Genomic DNA, 18,724 nt, shown 5'->3' with positions numbered 1-18,724 from the left:
GGTCAGATCCTCAAAAGTGTTTCCATAAGTTCGTCGACAACGCTGAGCACACGGGCGTTGGCGGCGTAATATTTCTCAACCAGCATCAGGTTCTGCAGCTCGGCGTCGGTGTCGACGCCGAGCGCCAGTTCCGCCTGGCTCAGCTCATTGAAACTGGTAGCGGCAAAAGTCGAAGCGCGCGCAGCGGTTTCATTGTCCTGGGCAAACCTGGACAACAGGTTCGCACTCAGCGTCGCAGCTGACATGTTTGCGGTGCCAAGACCGACTGAGGACACCGTGCGGGTGGTGTTCAAAGCGTCCGAATAGGCCTGCAGCAGGCTGGAGTTGCCTGGATCCCCGGGGGCCGCGGCGTGAATGCCATCGCGAAACCGCCAGGTCTCACCGGTGCCATCCAAAGCCACCAGATCATTCAGCTCGATCCGGTTGGAGAGTCCAACGATGTTCGACGGATCGTAGAAGGCGCCACCGTCGGTGAATATACCTGCATCCGTGGCCCCGATGGTGGCATCCAGCGCCGGGTCCTGGAACCGCTCGATAAGATCGGCGGCCATCGCGTCCAGATCCTCTTGGGCCTCAACCGCGGTCACATCACGGATTTCAAACTGCGCGGTCAGGGTGCCGCCGCGCAGCGGGCCGTCAGGGCTGGTGTCGATTGCTCTGCCGTTCACCTGGAGACCGGAGATCATGCCGTTGCCCAGAGTCATGTGCGGCATGATATCCCGCGACGGCGTAAAGCTCAGCTCAGACGCCTTGTGGTCCAGCAGCATCACCCCGCCGGTGGAATAAAGCGTGACCTGGCCGTTGTCGCGGCGGACAACATTAACCGGAATGATCCCGTTCACCTGGTCGATCAGCTGGTCGCGCTGATCCTGCATTGACACGGCGTCCATGCCGCCGACCTCAACAACCATGATCCGGGCGTTGAGCTTTTCAATCTCCTTCAAGGCCTGATTCACGGTGTCGACCTGGCTGCCGATCGCGCTGTCCGCATTGACCCGCAAGCCGCGCAACCCTTCGGCCGTGCGTGAGATGGAGTCTGCCAAGGCATTCGCCTTTACAGACAGATCATTCAGCCGGGGCTGAGAATCCGGGCGCGAGACCGCTTCGATCAGCGACGACTCGAAATCCGAAAGCTGGGAGGCAAGCGACATCTCATCATCGACGGTGCCCACCAGATCGGACATCCGGCTGAAGAAATCGGCCTCCGCCTTGGCGGCGCCGTATTCTGCTTCGGCAACCCGGCGGTTGGAGATCAGCACAGGATCATTCAAGCGCTGGACGTTTCCGATCCGAACGCCGGGGACGCCGGCCCCGGGGCTGTTCAGATCCTGAACCCGGCGTGTGTAGCCGGGGGTCAGCGCATTGGCCAGATTCTCGGCGACCACTTGCGAGGACCGGCCGGCCGCGCTCAGCCCGCTCATGGCGCTGTTAAGGGCGGAATTAATAGACATGTTCAGCCTGCTTTCGTGGAGCCAATGTCAGGGAGCATCAAGCGCGTTAGCGCTTGATGTTGGTGGTTTCCTGCAGCATCTCGTCAACGGTCTGGATGACCTTGGCGTTGGACGAATAGGCCCGCTGGGTCTTGATCATGTCGGTCAATTCGGTTGCCACGTCGACAGCCGATTCCTCCTGCGCGTAGCCCAGGATTTCACCGGTCGGCCCCTCACCGGCATCCCACAGGTAGAACGCCCCGGAATCGTCAGTCGGCTTGTAAGTCTGGCTGTCCAGCGCCTGCATGCCGTTGATGTTGGAGACATCCACCAGCGGAACCTTGTAGATGACCTTGGTGTCGCCTGAATCATAGGAGGCAATCACTTCACCGGACGCGTTGACCTCCACCGAAACGAAGGAACCAACTGCCGTCCCGTCCTTTTCCGTCGTGCCGGGCACGAACTCGTCACCCAGCTGGCTCATCCCGTTCTGTTCGCCAATCACACCGATATTGATCTCGACAGGCCCGCCCGCAACGTTGATGGTCACCGAACCGGCGGTTGCATCATAGGCACCACCAGTCACGGTTGCCACGCTTTGAAGCGTGCCTGCAGACGCCGCGCTGTCATCGAATGTCAGAGTGTACTCGCCGATGACCGTTGCACCGGTTGCGGAGTCCACGATTTGCATCGTCCATTCGTTAGTGCCGCTGGTCGCCGGCGGCGTGGCAACACTTGGCGAATAGGTAATAGTCAGCTCTTCGGAGCGGCCCATGTTGTCGAAATACTGAACCACTTGCTCGACCGGGTCGCCAGAGGCACCGGGATCGGTTTCGGCTGCCGGCAGGTTCGCCGTCAGGCTGATTTCGGTTGTCGGCTCCGCCGACAGGCGGTTCAGGTCGATGCGGACCGGCTCCAGGGCATCGGCGGTATCCCTTGCCACATCCGGGACTGTGCCATCAGCCTGCGCGGGCCAGCCCATCAGGACCAGACCGGACTCGGTCGACAGGTACCCGCTGGAATCGGTCCGGAAGGATCCGGTGCTGGTCAGCATCATGGACGGGCTGCCACCCGCCTCGACCTCTGTGATCGTGGCAACGGGCAGCATGCCGCGGCCGCGCACCGCCAGGTCGGTGGCGTTATTGGTCGAAACCAGCGGGCCGCGCTCGTCGATCAGCCGGACGTTGGTCGTGCGCACGCCGCCGGCCGAATAAGTGCCGCCGGAGCCGGACAAGACCATGGAATGGAAATCGGTCTGCACCCGCTTGTAGCCGCGGGTCGAGGAGTTGGCGATGTTATCGGAAATGGAAGCCAACCGGCTGGCGTTGGCGCTCAATCCTGAAACGCCCGCGTTCAGCGACGAAGAAATGGTCATAGCACGCCTTTCTGCTGCATCTAATCATTCTGGATGCAACAGCTAGCGCAGGAGCGATTAACGGGCGGCTAACAGATAAAATATGACTCATCTGCCAGCCGCCAGCCTCAATGTTTACAGAGGCTTATTCGCGCAAAAAGATGATTTCGATCCGGTCGTTGCGGGCAGCCATCGGATTCCCGACCGCCAGCTTCCGGTCAGCATGGCCGGTGACCCGGTGAACCCGCCCCGCATCCAGCCCGCCCGATTCGAGCAGCGTGCGGGTTATGTCTGCTCGTGCATGGGAGAGCTCCCACACCGGATTCTTCGCCAGAACAACCGGGTGCGAGCGGATATGGCCGCCAATCGCGACGTTGCTGGTCACGCTGTCGGAGACCCGTGCAATCATCCTGACCAGATCCCGGAACAACGGCTTCGGCTCCGCCTGGTCTTGTTCGAACAACGGCATGTCTTCAGTCGCGAACAGCTCTATGATCAGTCCTTCATCGGTGACGCGGGTGACAATATGGCGGGCCATTGCAACCGACACCATGCTCTCACCGCCGCGCCCGGACAGCTGTTCCTCGATAGCGCGGAACTTGGAATCATCTTCCTCGCGCTTTTCGGTCGACTCGACACCCGTGTCGCCCTGCGCCTTCTGGGCATCCATCGGATTGATATCCGTGGCCCCGGTCCCGGATTGCGGCTGAATATCCTCGGTGAACATACTGTCACCCTGGAAAGCGCCATTGCCGCCACCGGACACCCGGCTTAGCGGGATTGATGGCGAGAAGTAATCCGCCAGACCTTTGCGTTGTTTTTCCGTCGTCGCGTTAAGCAGCCACATCAGCATAAAGAAGGCCATCATCGCGGTCACGAAGTCGGCATAAGCCACCTTCCATGCGCCGCCGTGATGACCATCGCCACCACTGACTTTTTTCCTCTTGATGATAATGGGCGCCACATTGCTCTGTGCGCTCATATCCACCACCACTATTTTCACCCATCCCCGGCATAGCAGGCGGCGCGTTAAACGGGCCTTAACAATTAAATTTGCCGGCAGTTAAACCCCATGCGCCTGGCCCTCAACCGTGCAGCCGGCAACGCTTTTCCAGCGGCAAATGCTGCATCTTAAAAACCTCTTATCTTGACATCGAATAATCTTATCAAACGTTGATCGGGGACAAACAGCTGCCAAGGCCCCGGGGCTAGTGTCCCCTCAACACGGCACATGGGACACTGAAAGGAGATCATCATGCTGACCCGCAGAGCCGCACTGATGGGGGCAGCCGGCGCAGCAGCGCTGCCTGTACTGGCCAAAGCCGCCAAGGCTGACAGCACCACTGTTCACGAGGCCGCCGCGCCGGTTGACCTCACCAGCCTCAAGCGCATCAAGCGCGAGCTGGTGGCACCGCCCTTCGTGCATGAACACGAGCAGATTGCGCCGGGCGGACCGCGCATCGTCGAATTCGAGATGAAGATCATCGAGAAGGAAATCGAAGTCGACCGGGGTGCCTATTTGCAGGGCATGACCTTCGACGGTTCTATTCCAGGCCCGATGATGGTGGTGCATGAGGGCGACTATGTCGAACTCACCCTGATCAACCCGCCGGAAAACATGCTGCAGCACAATATCGACTTCCACGCTGCAACCGGTGCTTTGGGCGGCGGCGCTCTGACCCTGGTGAACCCGGGCGAAAAGACCGTTCTGCGCTTCAAGGCGACACGCCCGGGCACCTTCGTCTATCACTGCGCCCCGGGCGGCCCGATGATCCCCTGGCACGTCGCCTCGGGCATGGCCGGCACCATCATGGTTCTGCCGCGTGAAGGCCTGTCGGACCACAACGGCGATCCGGTGAAATACGACCGCGTCTACTACATCGGCGAAAACGAATTCTACATTCCGAAGGACGAAAACGGCGACTACATCCGTTACGAGGATGTCGGTGAAAGCTATCCTGACACGCTGGAAGTCATGAACGGGCTGATCCCCAGCCATGTGGTGTTCAACGGCAAGGTCGGTGCTCTGACCGGCGAAAACGCTATGAAGGCGAAACAGGGCGAAAAAGTGCTGTTTGTGCACAGCCAGGCCAACCGCGACACCCGCCCGCACCTTATCGGCGGCCATGGCGACCTGGTCTGGGAAGCCGGCAAGTTCAACAACGTGCCGGACCGCGATCTGGAAACATGGTTCATTCGCGGCGGTTCTGCCGGGGCAGCGCTCTATGAGTTCCTGCAGCCAGGTGTCTACGCCTATGTGAACCACAACCTGATCGAGGCGGTGAACCTCGGCGCAACGGCCCACGTGGTGGTCGAAGGCGAGTGGAACAACGACCTGATGGAACAGGTGGTCGCCCCGACCGAATACTCCGGCGCCTGACCTTCTGCCGGGCGTGACACAGGAAAGGGCGGCTGCATCACGCGGCCGCCCGTTTTGCCTTGAGGGGATGCTGACATGAAAACTGAGCTGATTGCCGCCGGGCTTGCCGCGGCCATTGGACTTCCTGGCCTTTGGTTTTCCAAGGCCGCGGATCCGGAACCGCTGGCAGAGACCGTTTTCATAAAGGCGGACACTATTGCCTACCGCCCCATCGGAAACTTTCACCGCAATGGCAAAAGCGTGGTGCCCCCGGAACAGCAGCGCCATGTGGGTGCCTTTGAGATCATGAAGCATCAGGTCTCTGGCGCAGAATACGCAGCCTGTGTGGCGGCGGGCGCCTGCAAGGAAGCAGACAGCGCCCCGGCAGAGGCCAGTCTGCCGCAGACTCATGTCAGCTGGCATGACGCTGCCGCATATGCCGAGTGGTATTCCAAGGAAACCGGCCACAGCTGGCGGCTGCCCGACGAAGCCGAGTGGCAGCTGGCCGCAGCGGAAATCTTTGGCGACGAGGCGGTCGAAACCGACGGCGGCGATCCGGCCCAGCGCTGGCTGCGCCAATACGCCCGCGGCGTAACCCTGCGCGGGCTGCCAGGACCGGCACAGGACCCGAAAAGCGAGCTGGGCACAAACAGCAACGGTCTGACCGGATTAGGCGGCAATATTTGGGAATGGACCGGCGGCTGCATGCAGAACGGCGAGGTGCGCAAGGACGGCAGCCTGGAGCTGGGCGATCCTTATTGCAGCGCCCGCATTACCGGCGGCCGCCACCGGGCGGTTGTAATCGATTTCATCCGCGACGCCAGCGTCGGCGGCTGCGCGGTCGGGCTGCCGCCGGATTATCTGGGATTCCGGCTGGTGAAAGACGGCTGACAGCGGCGCAGCCGAAGCCCTCCCGCGCCCGCAGGTGCCCCGGCTGCGCCGGAACCCCTTGGCGGCCTTGGGCCCGGCAGCTGCGCTGCGCCTTCTTTCGGAAAGCTATTACGCGCCTGGCTTGAACCACTCTTGCCCCGCCAATTTGCCGCCTGCGCCTCAAGCGCAAATCGGGTGCGTGATGAGCCGCCCCCGATTCTGTTAACCCGGCGCAAAAAGTCCGGTGCGAGTTAAAAGCCGCCGCGCTGTGCGCCAGCACAGCGCCACGCCCAACTGTTAAGGACCTCCGGCACGAGGCCCTGGAACAGGCTGGAGCGCCCCGCTCCGGGATCAGGACGCCCGGCTGTACCGCACGCCTTCGGGAACATGCGTGTCAAAGCTGCTGGCGATGATGCGGGTCAGCGGACGGCCCTCGGGCACAATCTCCAGCGCGCCGTCATCCAACTGCACCAGATCGCCAAAGCGGGCCGCGACCTGCACCAGATCTGCATCCAGGCTTGCCGCCAGATCGCCGAAACGCTGCCGCAGCTCTTCCCGGTCCAGCCTGAAATCGCACATCAGCATCTCGATGGCGCGGCCCCGCAGCAGATCCTCCTGGCTCATCACATGGCCGCGCGCGCCGGTCAGCTGGCCCGCCTCAACCCGCTGCACATAGGCAGGCGTGGCCGCCGCGTTCTGGATATAGCCGCCAGCAAAGCGGGAGATCGACGAGGCACCGAACCCGATCAGCGTCGGGCAGGTGTCATCGGTGTAGCCCTGGAAGTTCCGGCGCAGGTGGCCTGTGCGGGCGGCCATCTCCAACCCGTCACCGGGCTTGGCGAAATGATCGATGCCGATTGCAGCAAAGCCCGCCGCGCCGAATGTCTCCGCCGCCAGCCCGGCCAGATGGTAGCGGGCCAGATCGTCCGGCAGCGCCTCTTCCTTGATCAGCTTCTGCCGTTTGGCCACCCATGGCACATGCGCGTAGCCGAACAACGCCAGCCGGTCGGGATCCAGGCTCAGCACCTTCTCCACCGTGTCCGCCATCCGCGCCTGCGTCTGATGCGGCAGGCCGTAGACCAGATCGGCATTCAGCGAGTTGATCCCCGCCGCGCGCAGATCCTCCACGCAGGCCTTGGTCACCTCAAACGGCTGCGCCCGGCCGATCGCCTGCTGCACCAAGGGATCGAAGTCTTGAATACCGATGCTGGCCCGGTTCATGCCTTCCTCTGCCAGCGCCGCGATCTTGTCCCGGTCCACCATGGTCGGGTCGATCTCCACCGAGAACTCCCAGTCCTCAGTCTGCGGGAACACCGCCTTCACCGCCCGTGCCAGCCGGTGGATCAGGTGCGGCGGCAGAATAGTCGGAGTTCCCCCGCCCCAATGCATCCGCCCCATCCGCAGGCCTTTGGGCAAAAGCGGCGCCACCAGGTGCAGCTCCTGCTCCAGCGTGCCGATGTAGCTTTCCACCGGGCTCAGCGTCTGGGTGCCTTGGGTCCGGCAAGCGCAGAACCAGCACAGCCGTTCGCAAAACGGGATATGCAGGTAAATGGACACCGGCACATCCGGATCCAGCGCCTGCAGTTCGCGGGCCTGCTCCGCAGCACCAACGGCTGCTGTGAACACCGGCGCGGTCGGATAGGAGGTGTAGCGGGGCACCCGGCTGTCGAACAGCCCTAGGGCTTGGAGGCGGTCAATCTGTTTCATGAGTTTCCTATGCCCCTTTTACGACTCCCCCACTTTGCGCAGGATCAAACCGGCACTCGGAATTCCGAACCGGCGGCAAGCCAACCTTCACGATCAACGCACTGGATTCACTTGAGAAAACGATCAGCGGGTAAATTTTCCCGAAATTCGGCAAAGAGGCACATTTTCCGTTTGACGCCCCTTGCGACTCCGCTTATACGCCGGTTCCACGACACCTGCCCAGGTGGCGGAATTGGTAGACGCGCTAGCTTCAGGTGCTAGTGTCCGTATGGACGTGGAGGTTCGAGTCCTCTCCTGGGCACCATCCCCCTGCACATATTGAATCATCACCGCGCCCGGCTGACCGGAGGCACCGCATGTGTGCCCCGCGTAAACCAGCGTGGCCCCGCGCAGTTGAGTTTGAAGGCCAAAGCGCCTATCTCCTCTCCAGCCCCTGCCGGCGCGATGATCATCAAAAGGGAATTCCAGTGGCCAACCACCTGTACAGAAACGACCTGCCCGACGGGCTGGACCTCGGCCCCGTTGTCGCCATCGACTGCGAGACCATGGGCCTGAACCCGCACCGCGACCGGCTTTGCGTGATTCAGATGTCCGGCGGTGACGGCAACGCGCATATCGTGCAGGTGGAAAAGGGCCAGACCGCAGCGCCCAACCTGTGCCGTATGCTGGAAGACCCCAATGTGCTGAAGCTGTTCCATTTCGGCCGGTTCGACATCGCCGCCATGTATCATGCCTTCGGCGCCCTGGCCGCGCCGGTCTATTGCACCAAGATCGCCAGCCGCCTGGTGCGCACCTACACCGACCGGCACGGGCTGAAGAACCTGACCCAGGAACTTTTGGGCATCGACATCTCCAAGCAGCAGCAGATGAGCGACTGGGGCGCGGAGGAGCTGACCGAGGCGCAGCTTGACTACGCGGCCTCCGACGTGCTGCACCTGCACAAGCTGCGCGACGCGCTGGACAAGCGGCTGGCCCGCGAGGGCCGCACAGAGATGGCCCAGGCCTGCTTCGATTTCCTTCCCATGCGCGCCAAGCTGGACCTGGCCGGCTGGCCCGAAATTGACATCTTTGCCCACTCATGACCGATACAGAAAAATTCCTAGTGACCGCGCGGCAGGTGATCACCGATGAGGCGCAGGCGCTGAATGCCCTGGCCGAAAGCCTGGACGAGCGCTTTGCCGAAGCGGTGCAGCTGATCTTGCAAGCCAAGGGCCGCATCATCGTCAGCGGCATCGGCAAATCCGGCCATATCGGCCACAAGATTGCCGCGACACTGGCGTCCACCGGGACCCCCGCCTATTTCGTGCATCCGGCCGAGGCCAGCCATGGCGATCTGGGCATGCTGTCCGAAGGCGATGTGGTGCTGGCGATCTCCAACTCCGGCGAGGCGCCGGAGCTGGCCAACCTGCTGGCCTTCACCCGCCGCTTTTCGATCCCGCTGATCGGGCTGTCCAGCAAGATGGACAGCACCCTGATGAAACAGGCCGACGTGCATCTGCAGATCCCCTCGCTGGGCGAGGCCTGCGGGTTCGGGATGGTGCCCTCGATCTCCACCACGCTGACGCTGGCGATGGGTGATGCGCTGGCGATCGCGCTGATGAAGCACCGCGATTTCCGCCCCGAGAACTTCCGCGACTTCCATCCGGGCGGCAAGCTGGGCGCGCAGCTGAGCAAGGTGCGCGACCTTATGCACGCGGGCGACGCCCTGCCGCTGGTCAGCGGGGACACCCCGATGGCCGATGCGCTGATCGAAATCAGCCAGAAGGGCTTTGGCGTCGCGGGCGTTGCCGCCGCCGACGGCTCGCTGGCCGGCATCATCACCGACGGCGACCTGCGCCGCCACATGGACGGGCTGCTGAACAAGACCGCGGCGGAAGTGATGACCGCAAGCCCCGCCACCATCGCCCCCGGCGCCATGGCGCAGGAGGCCGTCGCGGTGATGAACCAGCGCAAGATCACCTGCCTGTTTGTGGTCGACCCGGACAACGGGCAGAAGGCTGAGGGTTTGCTGCACATCCATGACTGCCTGCGCGCAGGCCTGGGCTGACCGGGCGCCGGGGGGAGCTGACGATGGACAGTCATTCCAGAGCCGTTGCCTATCTCAAGGTGCTGCTGCCGCTGGCGGCCCTGGTTCTGATGTCGACCCTGTTCCTGATCTCGCGGGGCGTGAACACCGATGCGGTGATCCCCTTTGCGCAGAAAGAGATCGAGGACCGGATGAAAGGACAGCAGGTGACCGCCCCGTTCTTTTCCGGCACCACTGCGGGCGGGGATGAGATCATGGTCACCGCCTCGCTGGCGCGTCCCGGCCGCGACGGCGCACCGGCGGTTGCCAGCGATCTGTCCGCCGACATCCAGCTTGCCCAGGGCGGCCGGATCACGCTGGCCTCCGAAACCGGCGCCATTCACCCGGACCAGGACATGGCACGGTTTGCCGGCAATGTGACAATCACCACTGCCGACGGGCTTGTGGTCGAAACCGAAGAGTTGAACACCGCGCTCAGCGGGCTGGAGGCCGACAGCCCCGGACCGGTCCGCGCCACCGGCGCCATCGGCGAGCTGACTGCGGGAAATATGCACATTGGCGTTAAAACCGAAGGCGGCCCGGTCCATATGCTGTTCAAAAACGGCGTGAAGCTGCTATATGACCCCCAGCAACCGGAAAGATAACCTGTGTCCTATTTGCGCACCCTGATCTTCTGCCTGCCGCTGGCGGTATTTCCCGGCCTCGCGGCAGCGCAAACGGCTTCCGTCGCCTTTGGCGCCGTCAAGGCCGACCCCAGCCAGCCCGTCGAAGTCACCGCCGACAATCTGGCGGTTAACCAGGCTGACGGATCCGCCGAATTCACCGGCAATGTTCTGATTGTGCAGGGCATCATGCGGCTGTCCGCGGACACCGTCCTGGTGATCTACAAAACCGCGGACGACAGCGGCGCCAAGGCAGGTATCGAACGGCTGGAGGCGGCCGGCAACGTGGTGCTGGTCAGCGGCCCTGACGCCGCCGAGGCGGAGCGCGCAGAATACACCATCGACAATGGCACCATCGTGATGACCGGCAATGTGCTGCTCAATCAGGAAGGCGGCACCCTGGCGTCGAACCGGCTGGAGGTGAACCTGACCTCGGGCACCGCCAAGATGGCCGGCCGGGTGAAGACCATCCTGAACCCCAACGGCGGCAGCAACTGATGGCGAAACCCGACCTGACCGTGACCGAAGGCTCCTCCGGGCTGCGCATCGAGCGGCTGCGCAAATCCTACCGCAAGCGGGTGGTGATCCGGGATGTCTCGATGTCGCTGAACCGCGGCGAGGTGGTGGCGCTGCTGGGGCCCAACGGCTCCGGCAAGACCACCAGCTTTTACGCCATCGCAGGCCTGGTGTTTCCCGAAGCGGGCACCGTCAGCATCGACGGCCAGAACGTGACCGGCCTGCCGATGTACCGCCGCGCGCGCCTGGGCATCGGCTATCTGCCGCAGGAAATGTCGATCTTCCGCGGCCTGTCGGTGGAGGACAACATCTCCGCCGTGCTGGATATTTCGCAAAAGCATGAGCACAAGCGCCGCGAGCGGCTGGAAGAGCTGCTGTCGGACTTCTCGATCGAGCATCTGCGCCGCGCGCCCGCGCTGGCGCTGTCCGGCGGTGAGCGCCGCCGCGTCGAAATCGCCCGCTGCCTGGCCGCCGATCCCAAGTATCTGCTGCTTGATGAGCCCTTTGCCGGCGTGGACCCGATCTCGGTCGGCGACATCCGCCATCTGGTGGGCGACCTTAAAAAGCGCGGCATCGGCGTGCTGATCACCGACCACAACGTGCGCGAAACGCTGGAGATCGTCGACCGCGCCTATATCCTGCATGACGGGCAGGTGCTGATGTCCGGAAGCCCCGAGGAAGTGGTCGAAAATGAGAACGTCCGCAGGGTCTATCTGGGCGACAATTTCCGCATTTCCTGAGCCGCTGCGCCGGCGGCGGGCACCCCGGAAATATGCCTGAAAGGCAGGCTTCATTTTTCGGGAATATCCATTGACTCTCCCGCTGTCTTGCCGTCGAATTGACCCATGGCATACGCGCAGTCCGATGCAATCCGCTCCTCAGCCTTGGCGACAAGGACCGGATGGATGCACCCGGACGGCTGGCCTGCCCCCCGGTTCCGGACCTGATGTGACAGCGCCAAGGATTGCCTTGGCGGCGGGCCCGGCCGCAATAATTTGTGAAGGAGATCACATGCGTTACAAAATCAGCGGTAAACAGATCGACATCGGTGAAGCTCTGCAGACCCATGTGCAGAACGAACTGGGGTCGGCCGTTCAGAAATATGCCGAACGCCCGACCGACGCGGCTGTGGTCTTTTCCCGTTCGGCGCATGAGTATGTGTGTGAAGCCACCGTCCATCTGTCGACCGGATTGAGCGCCCAGGCCAAGGCGCATGCAACGGAGATCTATGCCGCCTTCGAGGCCTGCTGCGAAAAGATGGAAAAACAGCTGCGCCGCTACAAGCGCCGCCTGAAGGACCATCACAAGGACCGCAGCGAGCCGGTTGAACATTTGGGCGCCAACTCGTATATCCTCGCGGCTGAGGAAGCGGATTCCGAACCGGACACGCTGCAGCCCATCATCGTCGCCGAAATGGAAACCCGCATTCCGTCTCTGTCGGTCGGGGAAGCGGTGATGCAGATGGAGCTGGCAGGCGCCCCGGTTCTGGTCTTCCGCAACGAAGGCAAGGACGGATTGAATGTGGTCTACCGCCGCGAAGACGGCAATATCGGCTGGATTGATCCGTAAACACATCTAAGGCATCGGCGCCCCGCCGGGGGCGCCGGAACGGAGCAGACATATGCAGATTTCCAGCATCCTCAAGCCAGAGGCCGTCCGGGTAATCGGAGCGGCCTCGAGCAAGAAGCGGTTGTTCCAGGAAGTCGCAGATATTGCTCAGACAGCCTATGGGCTGGACGCCCAGCCCACGGTCGAGGCCTTGCTGGACCGCGAGAGCCTCGGCCCCACCGGTGTCGGCCATGGCGTCGCCCTGCCGCACGCCCGGCTGGGCAGCATCAGCGAGGTCTGCGGCGTCTTTTTGATCCTTGAGAAACCGCTGGATTTCGGCGCCGTCGACCGTCAGCCGGTGGACATCGCCTTTGCCCTGTTTGCGCCGGAAGACGCAGGCGTCGAGCACCTGAAGGCCCTGGCGCTGGTGTCGCGCACCCTGCGCGAGCAAAGCTTCTGCACCAAGCTGCGCGCCAACCACGACCCGGCCACGCTGTACACCATCCTGACCGAGGACCAGTCCGTCCAGGCCGCCTGATCCCGGCGCGGCGCGTGTTGCGTCCGGTCAGCCGGCTGACCAGAAGGCCAGCGGGAAGTTGCCGCCCCGCCGCCGCAGTCTCCGGCCAAGGCAGTTTAAGCCGCGTAAGCGCTCCCGCCCGTCATCGGCCGCCGTCCGGCGGCGCTCTTCCCGTTGGGCCGGGCATGGGCCACGGCCTGCGGCCCCGCCCCATGCGGCAGCATCCCTTAGCCCGGCTTGAGTGTCACCGCACAGACCTGCGCCAAGCGCCGCGCCGAACTGTGTGCGGCGCCGGGCCCAAGGCCGCCAAGGGTATTTGGCGCAGCCAATATCCTGCGGGCGCGGGAGCGCCCCGCCTGCCTCCAGCCGTCCGGGTCAGTCTGCGCGCCAGGGGCCGAAACCGAACGCCAGATAATCGCGCTGGTAGACAGACGCGATCAGCGCTTCCAGACCGGCGTCGTAAATCTCATCCAGCGCAAATGGCTGCTCCGGCAGCGCGGCCGGAACCGGCCCGGGCTCCATCCGCCCCAGTTTCCGCGCCAAGGCCGGCAAGTCGTCTGCCATCTCCGTTTCGCGGATCAGCAGATCCGGCACCCCGGCGCCGGCGAACCCCTCCAGCGCCTGGCTCTGACTGGCCCATTCCGCGTCCAGCCGGACCGAGGTCTGGCCCGCCAGGCTGGCCCGCACGAACTCCAGGAACGTGGCGAACGCCTCCCGGTGCTGCGCCCGGGTGTACCCCTCGCCCGGCCCCGCCTCCGGCACCGCCAGCCCGAACTGCCGCCGCAGCGTGTTGCGGATTTGCCGGTAACTGCCCTCGCCCGCGTTCAGGATCCGGCGGCAGAACACTGCATGGGCCCGCGCCGCCGGATGCCGCAGCACGGTAAAGCTGCGAAAGCCCTTGTTGCCGCGCTTCCACTGGCGCAACTGCTTCTGGTTCAGACCCCGGATCAGCCCGTGCGGCGCGACCCGGTCCAGATCCGCCATCCACTGCTCCACCTCCGCCTCCGGCCCGCCCTTGAGCGGCAGATACAGGAGCGGCGTCGCCGCACCCGCCACATAGCCCGGCACTGCCGGGCCGCGGCGCGGCTCGAAGTTCGGGGTGCGGGTCAGGTTGAACCTGTCCAGGCCGGCCAAGGCCGCCTGCATCTCCTCGGGATTGGCCACTTTGTCCAGCACCGGCGCCGGGTTCTGCCGCTTGAGGCTCTCGTCCAGCGCCTCCAGCTGTTGCGGAACCCCCAGCCAGCGGGCCAGCCCGTTCATCACCACGACGCTTTGCAAGTCCTCGTAAGCCACATAAAACGCGGTCTGGCCCAGCGCCTGCAGCCGGTTCAGCAGCGTCACCTGAAAGGCCTGCAGCGTTTCGGCATGGGCGGCAAACTCCGCCGCATCGAACTGTGCCTTGGCCTCCTTGCGGCGCTTTACATTGGTCAGCTTCCATTGCCCGGTCTCCTGGGCGATCTTCCAGGACACGTAGCTGTCCAGCGGATTGCGCGTCAGCACGATCTTGGCGCAGCGCGGATCCTCCAGCATCTGATCCAGCACCCGCGGATCATGGTCGTGGAAGTAGCGGAACCCGCCCAGCACCCCCGGCTGCGCCCTGATCTCCTGGATCAGCCGCGCCGGATCGGCCTCGCGCAGGCTCTGGGTCACACCCAGGATATCCGCGGAATCGGGATAGCCGATGAAATGCGGATTGAACGCCTCGCCATGGCAGGCGAGCCCGTCAAAGGCATTCAGATTGGTTTCCAGAAAATTGGACCCGGTCCGCATTTCGGCAAAGACAACGAAGTAATCAAAAGCGGGTTCAGACATAAGCGGTTATCGCACCAGATAGGGTTTGCGCTGCGGCGTTGACGGGCTGACAGGCATCGGTCCGGCCGGAAAATCCCCCATCAGATAGGGATGCATCCCCTGGTTCTTCAGAGTCTGCAAAAACTGGCCGAAGCCTTCAAGATCCGTCATCCTCGGGGCCTCGCTCAGGTGGCGGGCGGAGATCGCGCCGGTTTCGCCAAGGACGGTCTGCAGCGGTTCCATCGGCGCCTCGGCAAAGTCTGCCATGCTCCAGATCCGCACCCGCGCCTTGGTCCATTGCGACCGCAGGATCTTCAGCTGCTCCGCCTCGATCTGCTGCAGCCGCGCCGCCTCCTGCCGCAGTTCCGCGAAACTGCGGCTGGATTTGAACAGCGGCACCGCCCAGGCCCCGCTGATGACCGAGACCTGCGCATTTGTATCGCGCGCCAGCAGCCAGTTCACCGCCTGATTGTCGCGCGGACCGAACTGAAAGCACTGGCGCTCGCCGCGGGTATTCCAGATCAGGCTGGTCAGAAAGCTTTCCGGATTGCAGTCGCGCGCTTTGGCATTGCTGTTGAGGCAGCCGTTGACCAGGCTCTGCGCTTGCGCGAATTCCGCTCCCTCCGGCGCAAAGAGATGGCCGTGCACCCGGGCGCCAGTGGTTCTGGCCAGCCAGGGCTCAAAATCCTCGAACAGCTCCGTGAAGCCCTGGAACACCGAATAGGGGCTGGAGGTGATCCCGTTTTCCGACCCCTGCCCGGGAAACCGGCTTTGCATGTAAAGGCCGGGCCGCCCGCGGGTGCGCCGTTCCACCGCCTTGGCAAAGATCCGGTCGATCTTGCCGGGGTTCGGCTCGGTCCGTTTCATCGCCCCGGCAGAATCCGTCAGGAACGCCTGATACAGCCGGTCCGCATGCGGCCAGATCTTACGCGCGACAAAACAGTCGGACCGGCGCAAAAGCTGCAGATGGTCGTCATAGAAGATATGCGGCTTGCCTTGGAAATCGAACTTGCTCAGCGTCAGGGAGCGGCTTTCGATATTGCTGGAATACCGCCGCGCCAGGGTCTGGAAGTAGCTTTCGTCCGGGATCCAGACCTTGCGGAAATAGGCGTCATAGACCGGGCGGTCCGGGTCCTGCAGGATTGCCGTCAGGGTCTTGCGGGTCAGGCACCACCACTGGCTGCCCATATGCGGCACCAGCCCGGGCGGGATCCGCCGCTTGAACCGCAGCTTGCGCTGCAGGTTCACATAGCGGTCGAACAGGTAGCGGTGCTTTTTCCACGAGAACGGGAACCGCAGCGTGAACCGTTCATGGCTGAGGCCGCCGACAATCCAAGGCACATCCGCGGTGGTGGCGCTTTCGATGAAATCGGTGTCCGGGCGCGCGGCAAGGTAGCCCACCAGCTCCTGCACCGGCCTCAGCGGCAGGCAGGAGCCCGAGGCGAGGTAGACGTGGCGCACATCCGGAAACTCCGCCAGCATCACCTCAGACGCCGCCTGCGAGGCGGCAACGATACCCCAAGTGCCCCATTCGCAGCGGTGGCGGGCGGAAAACCGCACCAGCGGGTTGCCGTCCAGCGACCGGCGGAAGCGGTCAAACGCTTCCTGCCGGACCTTGCGGTCCACATGCAGCACAACCGGACAGCCCGCCGCGGTCCAGTGACGCACCACCTGCGCCGCCCGTTCCAGCGCGGTGTGGACCAGCATGACAACTCCCGCCGTGCTCATGCCCAGTTCCCCTTGGACATCAGCCCCAGGATCTCAAGCTGGCGCCAGTTGATGTATTTCTCGCTCCATTTGCACCACAGCTCCGGCTGCTCCGTCAGCTTGGCGGCATAGGCCTTGTACTCCACCGATCCGCCGTAATGCTGGCCGCGCTCCAGCTCCTCCTGCGCCTTGGCGGTGAAGGTGTCGAGGAACTTGGTATGCAGCAGTGCGCCGCTCGCCTTTTCGCCGCCGTCGGTCTCATAAACCTGGTTCAGCCCGCGCGGCAGCAGCGCATGGGTGGAGCTGGCATAGGCATAGCGGCGGTGCCATTTCACCAGCGGGATCTTGTTCAGCGCCGGCGCCCGGTCCGGCTGGTCGGCAAAGAACATCCGCGCCCGCGGCCCGCCCTGGATCCACAGGTTGCCGTATTCCGGGTTGCGGCGGATGGTGTAATTGCCGCTGTCGAACCAATGGGCAATCTCCAGCGGATTCTGCCCCGCCTGATACGGCACCTCACCGATCCGCCCCTTGGGGTAAACATCCAGCAGCATCGCCGAGAAGCTGCGGATCGCCGAATTGTCCAGCCAGTCGGTCAGCGCCCGGATCGGCCGCGTGTCGCAGAACGGGTATATAAAGAACTCATCCGGATCGACCACCAGCACCCAGTGCCCATGGGCGTATCTGCGCTTGAGACAGTTCATCCAGTCGATGCCAAAGCCCGCGCGCTTGTAGCTCGCCGTGGTGTGCCACAGCGAGACATCCGCCATCCCGCGCAGGTAATCCGCCGTGCCATCGGTGGAGCCATTGTCCACAAACAGGAAATGGTTGATCCCAAGTCCGCGGTAGTACTGCAGGAAATAGGGCAGCCGGATCTGCTCGTTGCGCATGGTGCAGACCAGCAGGATATCCTTTGGGCGGATCGACCGTGTATTGTCCTGCACAGACGTCAGCTCACCGGACTTGCGCACGGCGCGGACCAGCCGCCGTTTGCGCCGCAACCGCATCCGGTAAGAATCCCAAAGCCCCACGTTTACTCCAAACCCTTTTCCAAGGAGCGCGCCAGCCTGCCGAAGCCGCCCTGCACCTTCGGCAAGTTTCCGCGCAATATGTCACGGGCATATGGTATTAACAACGGATTTAGAAACAGTTACGCGGACGCACGGCGCGGCTGCAACACCCCGCGCCGGACATGGCGGTCACCAGGACAGCGGCGTCATCAGACCGAGTTCTGCCAGCTGGTCCGGACCGCGGTAGCGGACAGATCCCGGGTGCCACAGATCCGGCGCTTGCGCGATCCGGTCGTAATAGGTGTCAAATTGCTGCGGCGTGTGGAAATGCTGCTGCCGCTGTTTTTCCGTTGCCGATCTGGAAACAATTTCCGGCAGGAATTTCGTGTGCAGCAGCACCCCTGACGGCGCTGTGCCGCCCGGCCCGCCGTATTGCGCATTCATCCGCGGCGGCAGCATCGAATGGGTGGAGTTGATATAGGCATAGCGCCGGTTCCAGCGCACCAGCGGCAGCTTGTTCAGCGTCGGCGATCGCTCCGGCTGGTCCGGGAAAAACACACGCTGGCGCACACCGCCCTGCACCCACAGATTGCCCATCGGCTGCTGCCGCACCGCGCGGTAAGGCCCGGCGTCAAACCACTGCAGCACCTCGCACGGGTCCTGCCCGGGTGCATAGCTCTGCGCGCCCAGCGGTCCCTTGGGATAAAGATCCAGCATCAGCGCGCCAAATCCCGTGCGCCCCTGCTGCGCCAGCCGCTGCGTCAGGGCGTCCAGCCAATGCGTCTCCATGCCCGAATAGGCCAGCAGCTCATCCGTATCGACCGTCAGGCACCAGCGCCCGTGGCCATACCGGATCAGCAGCCAGCCCAGCCAGTCGAGACCAAAACGCGTGTCCCGGTAGCTGCCGCCGGCGCGCCACAGGGACACATCCGGCTGGTCCGCCAGCAGTTCGGCGCTGCCGTCATCGCTGGCGTTGTCCACGGCCAGGAAATGCACCGCGCCCAGGCGCCGGTAATGCTCAAGGAAAAAGGGCAGCCGGGTGATCTCATTGCGCAGAACAGTGAAGACGAGAACGCCTTCCTGGGGGATCTGCCCGGTGCGGTCCGCGGCCTTGGCCATCCCGCGGCGGGCCCGCAAGGCCCGCCACAGCATCCGCCGCCGCTTCCACCGCATCCGGTAGGCCCCGGTCAGGCCCAGCGGCGGCAGATCAGGGGCGGCGGGGCCAGTCAT

At 63.6% G+C, this 18,724-nt stretch carries 17 protein-coding genes and 1 tRNA gene; 10 read left to right on the top strand and 8 right to left on the bottom strand.

All coding sequences use genetic code 11. The features are described from left to right. Positions 1–2: 2 nt before the first annotated feature. The 3 genes from flgK to B2P87_RS06795 all read right to left on the bottom strand — a co-directional run bounded on the left by flgK (position 3) and on the right by B2P87_RS06795 (position 3,766). The gene (flgK, locus tag B2P87_RS06805) at positions 3–1,451 is read right to left on the bottom strand and encodes a flagellar hook-associated protein FlgK (protein WP_141891611.1); all 1,449 of its coding nucleotides are present in this window, start codon (positions 1,449–1,451) and stop codon (positions 3–5) included. Positions 1,452–1,497: 46 nt separating this feature from the next. After that, positions 1,498–2,805, bottom strand: coding sequence for a flagellar hook protein FlgE (locus B2P87_RS06800; RefSeq protein ID WP_141891612.1), 1,308 nt, complete (start codon positions 2,803–2,805; stop codon positions 1,498–1,500). Between the two features lie 124 nt (positions 2,806–2,929). Further along, positions 2,930–3,766, bottom strand: coding sequence for a flagellar motor protein MotB (locus tag B2P87_RS06795; RefSeq protein WP_141891613.1), 837 nt, complete (start codon positions 3,764–3,766; stop codon positions 2,930–2,932). Positions 3,767–4,039: 273 nt separating this feature from the next. Between B2P87_RS06795 and nirK the strand changes: the two genes are divergently transcribed. Beyond that, on the top strand, positions 4,040–5,164 hold the full coding sequence (gene nirK, locus B2P87_RS06790) for a copper-containing nitrite reductase (protein ID WP_141891614.1): 1,125 nt from the start codon (positions 4,040–4,042) through the stop codon (positions 5,162–5,164). 75 nt (positions 5,165–5,239) lie between these two features. Then, positions 5,240–6,034, top strand: a complete 795-nt coding sequence (locus B2P87_RS06785; RefSeq protein ID WP_141891615.1) for a formylglycine-generating enzyme family protein — start codon at positions 5,240–5,242, stop codon at positions 6,032–6,034. A gap of 330 nt (positions 6,035–6,364) precedes the next feature. Here the strand turns inward: B2P87_RS06785 and hemN are convergent, their stop codons facing one another. Continuing rightward, positions 6,365–7,720, bottom strand: a complete 1,356-nt coding sequence (gene hemN, locus B2P87_RS06780; RefSeq protein WP_141891616.1) for an oxygen-independent coproporphyrinogen III oxidase — start codon at positions 7,718–7,720, stop codon at positions 6,365–6,367. Between the two features lie 217 nt (positions 7,721–7,937). Between hemN and B2P87_RS06775 the strand changes: the two genes are divergently transcribed. From B2P87_RS06775 to B2P87_RS06740, 8 genes are all read left to right on the top strand, one after another. Continuing rightward, positions 7,938–8,024, top strand: a tRNA-Leu gene (locus B2P87_RS06775). Between the two features lie 163 nt (positions 8,025–8,187). Continuing rightward, a complete protein-coding gene (locus B2P87_RS06770; protein ID WP_141891617.1) occupies positions 8,188–8,802 on the top strand; it encodes a ribonuclease D in 615 nt (204 codons plus the stop codon). Beyond that, positions 8,799–9,767 carry a KpsF/GutQ family sugar-phosphate isomerase gene (locus tag B2P87_RS06765; RefSeq protein ID WP_058287301.1) on the top strand — a complete coding sequence of 323 codons (969 nt, stop codon included), beginning with the start codon at positions 8,799–8,801 and terminating at the stop codon, positions 9,765–9,767. Before B2P87_RS06770 ends, B2P87_RS06765 begins: the two co-directional genes overlap by 4 nt. 23 nt (positions 9,768–9,790) lie before the next feature. Then, on the top strand, positions 9,791–10,390 hold the full coding sequence (gene lptC / locus B2P87_RS06760) for an LPS export ABC transporter periplasmic protein LptC (RefSeq protein ID WP_058287302.1): 600 nt from the start codon (positions 9,791–9,793) through the stop codon (positions 10,388–10,390). Positions 10,391–10,393: 3 nt separating this feature from the next. Then, the gene (locus B2P87_RS06755) at positions 10,394–10,906 is read left to right on the top strand and encodes an LptA/OstA family protein (protein WP_058287303.1); all 513 of its coding nucleotides are present in this window, start codon (positions 10,394–10,396) and stop codon (positions 10,904–10,906) included. Then, positions 10,906–11,664, top strand: a complete 759-nt coding sequence (gene lptB / locus B2P87_RS06750) for an LPS export ABC transporter ATP-binding protein (protein ID WP_058287304.1) — start codon at positions 10,906–10,908, stop codon at positions 11,662–11,664. The genes B2P87_RS06755 and lptB overlap by 1 nt, the downstream gene beginning before the upstream one ends. A gap of 271 nt (positions 11,665–11,935) precedes the next feature. Beyond that, positions 11,936–12,493 (top strand): ribosome hibernation-promoting factor, HPF/YfiA family, encoded by a 558-nt coding sequence (hpf, locus tag B2P87_RS06745; RefSeq protein WP_058287305.1) that lies wholly within the window; start codon positions 11,936–11,938, stop codon positions 12,491–12,493. A 52-nt stretch (positions 12,494–12,545) separates the two neighbouring features. Next, positions 12,546–13,010, top strand: coding sequence for a PTS sugar transporter subunit IIA (locus tag B2P87_RS06740; RefSeq protein WP_058287306.1), 465 nt, complete (start codon positions 12,546–12,548; stop codon positions 13,008–13,010). A gap of 354 nt (positions 13,011–13,364) precedes the next feature. Here the strand turns inward: B2P87_RS06740 and B2P87_RS06735 are convergent, their stop codons facing one another. The 4 genes from B2P87_RS06735 to B2P87_RS06720 form a co-directional block, all read right to left on the bottom strand. Next, entirely contained in the window at positions 13,365–14,801 is a 1,437-nt protein-coding gene (locus B2P87_RS06735; RefSeq protein WP_141891618.1) for a nodulation protein NodH, read from the bottom strand. 6 nt (positions 14,802–14,807) lie between these two features. Then, the gene (locus B2P87_RS06730) at positions 14,808–16,508 is read right to left on the bottom strand and encodes a beta-1,6-N-acetylglucosaminyltransferase (RefSeq protein ID WP_141891619.1); all 1,701 of its coding nucleotides are present in this window, start codon (positions 16,506–16,508) and stop codon (positions 14,808–14,810) included. Then, positions 16,505–17,491 (bottom strand): glycosyltransferase family 2 protein, encoded by a 987-nt coding sequence (locus tag B2P87_RS06725; protein WP_058287596.1) that lies wholly within the window; start codon positions 17,489–17,491, stop codon positions 16,505–16,507. The genes B2P87_RS06730 and B2P87_RS06725 overlap by 4 nt, the downstream gene beginning before the upstream one ends. A gap of 192 nt (positions 17,492–17,683) precedes the next feature. Then, positions 17,684–18,724: a glycosyltransferase family 2 protein gene (locus B2P87_RS06720; protein WP_141891620.1), complete on the bottom strand. Its 1,041-nt coding sequence runs from the start codon at positions 18,722–18,724 to the stop codon at positions 17,684–17,686.

Source organism: Leisingera sp. UBA4491, from assembly GCF_002388965.1.
In the GTDB taxonomy this organism is placed as follows: Bacteria; Pseudomonadota; Alphaproteobacteria; order Rhodobacterales; family Rhodobacteraceae; genus Leisingera; species Leisingera aquaemixtae.
The sequence above is the reverse complement of the archived record's forward strand: the minus strand, read 5'-3'. Positions and strand labels throughout refer to the sequence as shown.

Coding starts and splice junctions, on each gene's coding strand:
- flgK (WP_141891611.1), bottom strand. CDS start 1,451: ATGTCTATTAATTCCGCCCTTAACAGCGCCATGAGCGGGCTGAGCGCG.
- B2P87_RS06800 (WP_141891612.1), bottom strand. CDS start 2,805: ATGACCATTTCTTCGTCGCTGAACGCGGGCGTTTCAGGATTGAGCGCC.
- B2P87_RS06795 (WP_141891613.1), bottom strand. CDS start 3,766: ATGAGCGCACAGAGCAATGTGGCGCCCATTATCATCAAGAGGAAAAAA.
- nirK (WP_141891614.1), top strand. CDS start 4,040: ATGCTGACCCGCAGAGCCGCACTGATGGGGGCAGCCGGCGCAGCAGCG.
- B2P87_RS06785 (WP_141891615.1), top strand. CDS start 5,240: ATGAAAACTGAGCTGATTGCCGCCGGGCTTGCCGCGGCCATTGGACTT.
- hemN (WP_141891616.1), bottom strand. CDS start 7,720: ATGAAACAGATTGACCGCCTCCAAGCCCTAGGGCTGTTCGACAGCCGG.
- B2P87_RS06765 (WP_058287301.1), top strand. CDS start 8,799: ATGACCGATACAGAAAAATTCCTAGTGACCGCGCGGCAGGTGATCACC.
- lptC (WP_058287302.1), top strand. CDS start 9,791: ATGGACAGTCATTCCAGAGCCGTTGCCTATCTCAAGGTGCTGCTGCCG.
- lptB (WP_058287304.1), top strand. CDS start 10,906: ATGGCGAAACCCGACCTGACCGTGACCGAAGGCTCCTCCGGGCTGCGC.
- hpf (WP_058287305.1), top strand. CDS start 11,936: ATGCGTTACAAAATCAGCGGTAAACAGATCGACATCGGTGAAGCTCTG.
- B2P87_RS06740 (WP_058287306.1), top strand. CDS start 12,546: ATGCAGATTTCCAGCATCCTCAAGCCAGAGGCCGTCCGGGTAATCGGA.
- B2P87_RS06735 (WP_141891618.1), bottom strand. CDS start 14,801: ATGTCTGAACCCGCTTTTGATTACTTCGTTGTCTTTGCCGAAATGCGG.
- B2P87_RS06730 (WP_141891619.1), bottom strand. CDS start 16,508: ATGAGCACGGCGGGAGTTGTCATGCTGGTCCACACCGCGCTGGAACGG.
- B2P87_RS06725 (WP_058287596.1), bottom strand. CDS start 17,491: ATGCGGTTGCGGCGCAAACGGCGGCTGGTCCGCGCCGTGCGCAAGTCC.
- B2P87_RS06720 (WP_141891620.1), bottom strand. CDS start 18,724: ATGACTGGCCCCGCCGCCCCTGATCTGCCGCCGCTGGGCCTGACCGGG.